We start from the raw sequence: 762 nt of genomic DNA, 5'->3' as shown, positions 1-762 counted from the left end.
AATTCACGACCTTGTTGTGTGGCTTCTTGTATTGTAATGTTCTCAGCAATGGTAGTATTAAAGAGTTTATTAGGATAGGTTTCTTTTAACCACTCATACATGTCAGAATGTATTGCGGTATTTCTTCTGTATCGTGTGACAATGATTCCTAATAAATCAATCCGGGGGTTCAGCTTCTCTTTGAACAGATCAATGTACTCTATGATATTATGTATACCATTTGCAGCAAATGAATGAGCTTCTGTTGGTATCAACACATAATCACTAGCAGCAAGTGCGTTCTGAACCACTATTTCCCTGTTAGGAGGCAGGTCAAGTATAATGAAATCAACTTTCTTCTTTATCTGATCAAGAAGTAGCTTCAGTATTAATCTGGGGTTCTCTAGCTCGAACTCCTGATCTTTTTTTACTGAGTCGATAAAACCGACAGGAGTTAGTCTCGGGTCTCCGCCTATTAGCACCAGGTTATCATTTACCTTACTAGCGATTACTTTTTTATGCATAAAAATACAATCGAATATATTTCGATCACCACACTCTATATCCAGACTCAATGTAAGATCTGCCTGTGGGTCTAAGTCTACGAGTATAACTTTGTATCCCTTCCGTGAGAGTATACTGGCTAGCGCATTGGCACTTGTGCTTTTTGCCACGCCTCCTTTTTCATTTGCTATTGAGATTATCATGTATATGTGTGTTAACTGTGATATCATAGATATGTAACTCTACGTCAGTTATTAGATGATATCTGTGATATTTGAC

1 protein-coding gene is annotated in these 762 nt (G+C 37.5%); it reads right to left on the bottom strand.

From position 1 onward, the window contains the following. On the bottom strand, positions 1-686 hold a 686-nt coding region (locus tag E1176_RS00460), incomplete at its 3' end, for a ParA family protein (protein WP_185152483.1). Positions 687-762 lie beyond the last annotated feature (76 nt).

This window comes from Fulvivirga aurantia (assembly GCF_009711475.1).
Classification (GTDB): Bacteria; Bacteroidota; Bacteroidia; order Cytophagales; family Cyclobacteriaceae; genus Fulvivirga; species Fulvivirga aurantia.
Note: the sequence above shows the minus strand (reverse complement) of the source record. Positions and strands in the feature narration are given on the sequence as shown.